General features: G+C 41.2%; 7 protein-coding genes. 3 read left to right on the forward strand and 4 right to left on the reverse strand.

From position 1 onward, the window contains the following. Positions 1-339: 339 nt before the first annotated feature. The gene (locus ACH2DQ_RS19080; protein ID WP_394915303.1) at positions 340-585 is read left to right on the forward strand and encodes an agmatine deiminase family protein; all 246 of its coding nucleotides are present in this window, start codon (positions 340-342) and stop codon (positions 583-585) included. 34 nt (positions 586-619) lie between these two features. Here the strand turns inward: ACH2DQ_RS19080 and ACH2DQ_RS19085 are convergent, their stop codons facing one another. Further along, a complete protein-coding gene (locus ACH2DQ_RS19085; RefSeq protein WP_394915302.1) occupies positions 620-1,486 on the reverse strand; it encodes an AraC family transcriptional regulator in 867 nt (288 codons plus the stop codon). Between the two features lie 143 nt (positions 1,487-1,629). Here ACH2DQ_RS19085 and ACH2DQ_RS19090 point away from each other — a divergent pair, with 143 nt between their 5' ends. Beyond that, entirely contained in the window at positions 1,630-2,925 is a 1,296-nt protein-coding gene (locus tag ACH2DQ_RS19090; protein WP_394915301.1) for a hypothetical protein, read from the forward strand. Positions 2,926-3,023: 98 nt separating this feature from the next. On the opposite strand, the gene ACH2DQ_RS19095 is transcribed toward ACH2DQ_RS19090, so the two are convergent. The 3 genes from ACH2DQ_RS19095 to alsK form a co-directional block, all read right to left on the reverse strand. After that, on the reverse strand, positions 3,024-3,845 hold the full coding sequence (locus ACH2DQ_RS19095; RefSeq protein ID WP_394915300.1) for a glucose-6-phosphate isomerase family protein: 822 nt from the start codon (positions 3,843-3,845) through the stop codon (positions 3,024-3,026). Positions 3,846-3,866: 21 nt separating this feature from the next. Next, positions 3,867-4,523 (reverse strand): ribulose-phosphate 3-epimerase, encoded by a 657-nt coding sequence (rpe, locus tag ACH2DQ_RS19100; RefSeq protein WP_394915299.1) that lies wholly within the window; start codon positions 4,521-4,523, stop codon positions 3,867-3,869. Between the two features lie 152 nt (positions 4,524-4,675). Continuing rightward, complete coding sequence (gene alsK, locus ACH2DQ_RS19105; RefSeq protein ID WP_394915298.1) at positions 4,676-5,590, reverse strand: allose kinase; 915 nt, start codon at positions 5,588-5,590, stop codon at positions 4,676-4,678. Positions 5,591-5,884: 294 nt separating this feature from the next. Between alsK and ACH2DQ_RS19110 the strand changes: the two genes are divergently transcribed. After that, positions 5,885-6,662, forward strand: a 778-nt coding sequence (locus ACH2DQ_RS19110) for a 1-phosphofructokinase family hexose kinase (protein ID WP_395027868.1), incomplete at its 3' end; no start/stop codon positions are given.

The following is a 6,662-nucleotide window of genomic DNA, read 5'->3' on the forward strand; positions in this document are numbered from 1 at the left end:
GAGGAAATTACAGTAACAGCTAAATAATGAAAAAGAAGCTCTGCGGATACACATCAGTTTTGTGTATCCGCAGAGCTAAGATCCACATACTGAAGAATCTGGCAACCGTGCTTGAAATTGCCGGTATCTATCAGCTTTATTCGTCCGAATTATAAAAGCTAAAGACCTGGTAGTTACACCGTTTATGGAAGCAGTAAGCGCGTGACTACAAGGAAATAATGGATTATTTCCTGAATCCTTTCAGGTAACCAGTCTTGACGGCGGGAAGAAGAATAACTTCTTATTGTTTGTAAAAGGTAAATGCAGTATAATGTATGCAAAACAATGGGAGGTGGTCTTGTGGCCGAGAAACAATTGACCTCCAAAAACGTGAAAGGACTTGACTACAAGGGCAGCTATCTCAACTTTTATGTGGGTAATAAGGTTGTGCTGCTGCCCGTATATGGAGACAGCAACGATGACATCGCTGCTGCAATTCTGTCAAAGCTGTATGCCGGGCGGGACATTGTACCGATTAATGTGACAGCCCTATACCAATACGGTGGTATGCTCCACTGCATCACCCAGCAGCAGCCAGTATACTAACATATCCTATTGAAAAGTAGAATGAAAAGGTTAGCTAAAACAAGCTGTTTCGATACCTTCCCGGTGAGATGCCAACTTTTTCACAAAAAGCAGAAGTAAATCCCATTTCACTTTGGTAACCTACCGCTCTGGATATTTCACCAATGGTTTTATTCGTAGTATGCAGCAAGTGCTTGGCGGTATCCATCCTCAGCTTTTGCAGATACTCATAGGGCGAATACCCGGTATTATTTTTAAAAATCCGGATAAAGTGATATTTACTCATATGAACGGAAGAAGCAATATCAATGAGACTGATTTTGTTGCTGAGGTTATATTTCATATACTCAATAGCCACAGTGACCACTCTGGTTGATCTGGAAGCAGTACTGTTATTTTCAGCGGAAAGTGAAGAAATCAGGGTCTTATAGATAGCAGAGGACAGATCCGTTTTACTCAGAAGTTGTCCTGTTTTGAAGGATGACAGGATGTAACGGATATTCGAGGAAATATCTCTGCAGGTATAGTCATGTATGATAATACCGTTTTTATTACGATAATGTTCATAGATATGATTGCAGATACTCCCCTTGATATGAAGCCAGCTAAAATCCAGGCTGCCTGCTGCCCCATAACGGTGAGGGTTTTTTAAATCCATAAAAACAACATCGCCAGCAACAGCAGTTTGGTGGGTACCCTCATAATCAATGTCCATGGCTCCCTGATCAATATAGGCAATAAAAAGACAGTCATAAAAGAGACGGTCTATCACATAACCGTCCGTACAATGGTACTGTCCACACATAACCAGATGATTGAAGATATCCGTATCCTGGCATTCTTCCGATGCAATAAAAAACTCCGATCCTGGAGATACCCCGGCTTCATTTGCCAGCACATAACTCTTACGCTCGATATTCATATCATACCTCTCTATAAAACAGCAATTTTAATATAATAGAACAGCAACTATTTGGATTGTTAAGCATGTTTGAATAAACTATACTCATTATAGCAGATTGTACAGTCTATAGTAAGAATTTTATTGAAATGGAGTGAGCAATTATGGAACATATGAATATCAGAGTAAATTTTAATATGGCTGATTACAGCAATTTAGATTTCCCCAAGAAGGACCGGGAAATATTACGTGAGCTGGCTAAAAGAATGGCAGAGTCAGCGGCTAAACCGATTATGCGGGAACGGCGGAAATTATGGACGGCACACAACATGCTGCAGCATACCCGTCCCCTGATTCTGTGTGATCCGGAAAATGGCTGGAATGAAATCATTCCGGATAAAATCATACAGTGCGAAAACAGTATTGCCAGATACTGGGAGCTGCATATCAGAAAGCAGATCTTTTGGGGAGAGCAGATGAATGATGACTACGTAGTAGAACCAGTATTTACCCTTCCTTATGTACACAAAGTAAAGCCCTGGGGATTGCAGGGAAAAGTGTCCAAATTCAACAAAGGAATTAAAATGGAACAGGGAGGGGCTTATCACATTGATGCAATTATGAAAGACTACGATGAGCTTGCCCAAGTGGAAAAAGAAGCATATATCCTGAACTACGATGCAACGAATAATTTGTATGAAACAGCCTGTGAATTATTTGAAGGAAGCCTGAAAACACAACGAAATACCGCATGGTTTTGGTCAGTTGGCTTGACGGATGAAGCGGCGTTTTTAAGAGGCATGGAACAGCTGATGTACGATTTTTATGATGAACCGGAGAATATACATATAATGATGGCAATGCTCCGGGATGGAGTCATGGCAAAACTGGATTTCCTGGAGGAAAATGGGCTCTTTTCTCTTAACAACGATAATTCCTATGTAGGGTCCGGAGGAATCGGGTATACTACGGAACTTCCTGCATCTGATTTTTCCGGCAGGGTTCGAACCAAAGATATGTGGGGGCTGTCAGAAAGCCAGATCACAGTGGGAGTATCAACGGAAATGTTCAAAGAATTCATATTCCCCTATCAGAAACCCATCATGGAGCGCTTCGGCCTGACCTGCTACGGCTGCTGTGAACCAATGGATCAGAGGTTTGATATTGTAAAAGAAGTGAGCAATCTTCGGAGAATCTCGGTATCGCCCTGGGCGGATAAAGAAATGATGGCATCTAAATTAAAACAGGATTATATCTATTCCCTGAAGCCGTCACCGACGGATCTTGCATCATCAAAGCTGGACCAGGATAAAGTGAGGCGTGATCTTCGGGAAACATTGCGGATATGCAGAGATAATTGTGTGGAAATTATTATGAAAGATAATCATACGCTGGGTAAGAATCCGGAGAATTTGCGTGAGTGGGTACGGATTGTCAGAGAGGAGATATCGGTAATGTAAAGGCAGGCTGTTGAAATAAATAGAAGAATCCCGATCAGCTGATAGCGGCTTGGTCGGGATTCTTCTATACGTAAAGTAGTATTGATACTGCTCCGATTTTACTCTTTATCTTTCAGCATTGAAAAGTAATCGGACATCAGACCCTCCGGTTCGTTTAAATAACGGTAGGTTTCCGGAGCTTTTAAAAAAGAAGTATAAACAGGTACATTTTTCGAGATGCCCAGCGTAGGAGAGTCTGTGGGAACTACGATCCGTGGCTGGCAAGCGAAATCATAATGCGGATTTTTTTCAATGTGGTAACTTCCATCCGGATTTCTCAAGACATAGCAGCACATGCCGGCGCTGCTCTTAACGGATTCATAGGAATTATGACTATCGCAGGATACCAGGTTTACAAAGACCATGGTCTCAGATCCGATATTCACCGTACAGTGACCAAAATCGGGAGGAACCACAATGGATTCACCAGCATGAACTTCAGCCAGAATGATGTCTTGAACTACCATATTTCCATCTGTTATTGTGTTATCGTTTACGCGTTGCATAACAAAAAGTGCGGTTCCTTTGATTACCTGATACAGTTCCGGATAGCTTACCGTTTTTCCAGGAATCAGACAGTGGAAATGTCCAGCCGTTTTTTTGAATTCTTTCCCTGCAAACCCCTCCATAATCACCGTGCTGTCATAGCGCAGATTTTCATTTGAAAATTTTGCCCGCACGCTGTCATCCACAATAGCCTTGTAGAAGTCGTAATAGGGTTCATCTTCTTTGAGATAGGAATTATCAGCCAGCAGGCCAAACATACCCTTAGAATATTTACGGGAATAATCCTCGTAGTTTACATTTTTATTTTTTGGTTTCAGCTTCTGATCTTCTGTAGAAAGAACAATCGGCATACCAAACATCGTTAACTTTTCCATAATTATTTTCCTTTCTTATTCTTAGTAATTCTGATACATAGAAATCACTTCCGGATATTTTTCTTCCGGATATTTAAAGAGACCGGAGGATCCCAGTACCAGCACATTTGCACCGGCGGCAACCATTTTGGGGGCGGTCTCTTCTTTTACCTGTCCGTCCACCATGATGTCAATATTGTATCCTGCTTCGGAAAACATTCTGCGCACAGCTGTAATTTTTTCATAAGCTGTGGAAACCAGCGTCTGTCCGGCAAAACCTGGATCTACGCTCATGATACAGATCATATCTATGAATTCCATCATGTATTTAAGGGATGCTAAATCGGTTGCTGGATTGATAGCAATCCCGGTACGTTTTCCCAGGCTGCGTATCTGTTTCATAGCCCGGATGGGATGCTCCAGAGTTTCAATATGTAACGTGATGGTGTCAGCACCGCACTCAGCAAAATACTGAATGTAATCCATAGGATTGGTTACCATAAGATGCACATCCATTGGTGTCTTGGAAACCTTGCGAATTTCTTGCATCAGATATCCGTTCAGACAAAAGTTTGGAACAAAATGTCCATCCATAATATCAATGTGGTACAAATCCACACCTGCCTGGTCTAAAGCATTCAGCTGCTTTTTTAATTCCATCATATCAATACACATGACAGAGGGTGATACTTTGTTCATATAGATCGTTCCTTTCTCGTGATTTGAATTTTGGTTTATTAGCTAAGGTATTCTCATTATTGCATAGAGATACATAATTGTCAATGATAAAATGACCGAATTATATAAAAAACCACATTTTTATAATTTGATTTCCACAAAAATATGGATAATTATATGCGATCCCACATATAAATTCCAGCACCCAAAACTCCGGAAAAGGGGTCGGTGATACCTCTTAAAAAAGTGAGTGACTGCTCCGGGAAAGGTTTTCTGACATAACTGCGTATCCTCTGAGTCAAATGTTCATAAGGAAAATCAGCCATGTTAATGACCCCGCCTGACAGTAGGATACAGTCTGGATCCAGGATATTGATTTCTGTAGCTGCAGCCACAGCCAGTGCATCCACGTATAAGGCAAGAGGACCGTCTGTACTGTAGTGGGAAAAGAGTTCATCAAAGGGAATTTTAGGATAGAATTCTTCCTGTATTTTCTCTAGCTTTTTTCCGGCACAAAAGAGTTCCAGACAGCCCTGATTTCCACATGGACAAGGTTCTGGGTTACCCAATACAGGGATATGCCCCAGTTCTCCTGCAACTCCGTTTTTTCCTTCCAGAAAGCGTCCGTGGATATAAAGTGCATTTCCAAGGCCGGTCCCCACATAAAGGGCAATGACACAGTCTAATGCCTGTAAATTAGCGGATTTTAAATCATTGGACAACAAAAGGATCACATCATGCTCAGCGCAAACGGGAAGATGAAACCGTTCGCCCAGGATACCAGCAACATTCTTATTAGTAATGCTGGGGAGGTTGGGGCAGGAATAGACCACTTGCTTTTTTTTGTCAACGGTTCCGGGAAATCCCAGGCAGATGCCGCGGCAGGTGCCTGGGATTTCCTCCATGTAGGAAGAGAGAAATCGGGCGAGAACCAGAATGGGATCATCCGATTCAAACAACTGGCGGCTACTGACTCTTCTGGCATTTTCCAGTGTCAGATCCTGGGTAATGGCTCCGATGCGGAAGTTGGTACCTCCGATGTCAATGCCGATGACATAGTCATCAGGATTTGTATTACATTTACTCATAATATATACCTCCTTAAAGATTCAACGCAGTATGTTTTTCTTGACAAACAATAGTGTTGTATGCTATAAATTATACAACAGCGTTAACGATAACGCAATAGCGAGGAAAAAACAATTTAATTGTTTGTAATAAATAAAACAGTCATAAACAAAAATCGAATATGGAAAAATTTGGAAAATAACAATATAAAGACTAAAACAAGCGAATAGTTTAAAATATTACTTGCATTTATGACTGTTTTGTAATATAATTCCAACATAAACAAAAATAATTGATATGGAAAGGAGGTTGACATGATTTGTACATTAACCATTAATCCCGCAATTGACAGGTTGCTTTTTATTAAGGAATTTGATCGGGACAATACAAATCGAATCAAGCAATCCAAAGATGTACTTGGTGGGAAAGGGACACATGTGTCTGTTAATTTAAGAATTTTGGGGTGCAAAAGCAGAGCCTATGGAATTGGATTTGGAAAATTGGGAAAGAAGATTGAGTCCATGCTGAAGGAGAGTGAAGTGGAAACTCATTTTCTCCAATACGAAGATGGGGAATCCCGTATGAATTATGCTTTAATTGAGGAAAATCATTCCTGCACCTTAATAACGGAGCGGGGGCGAGAGATACCAGAAGAGATTTGTCAAGGGATGCTCATTTCGCTGGAGGAGACACTCCGGGACGGGGACTATCTGGTATTGTCTGGAGATGCATCGAATACATCAGTACCTTACATATACAATCTAATTATGGAGAGTATCGGAAAGACGGGAAAAAAGATAAGATTTTTTCTGGATACCAGTTCGGATAATCTGATCAGAGGAATTGGACAAACCCCTTTTCTGGTCAAACCAAATGTTGATGAGCTTTCTCAGGTGACTGGAAAGAGGATTCAAAACGAGGAAGAAATTATGGACGGGATAGATCAGATTGCATCCCAAGGAATTTCTTGTGTGGCTGTATCCAGAGGAGAAGAGGGGTCCATTGTCCGCTATGGTAATGCTGTTTACCGGGTATTTCCTTTGACAGTTCAGGTTGAAAATACCATTGGATGCGGAGACGCTTTCATGAGTG

The sequence above is a fragment of the Robinsoniella sp. genome (genome assembly GCF_034124845.1).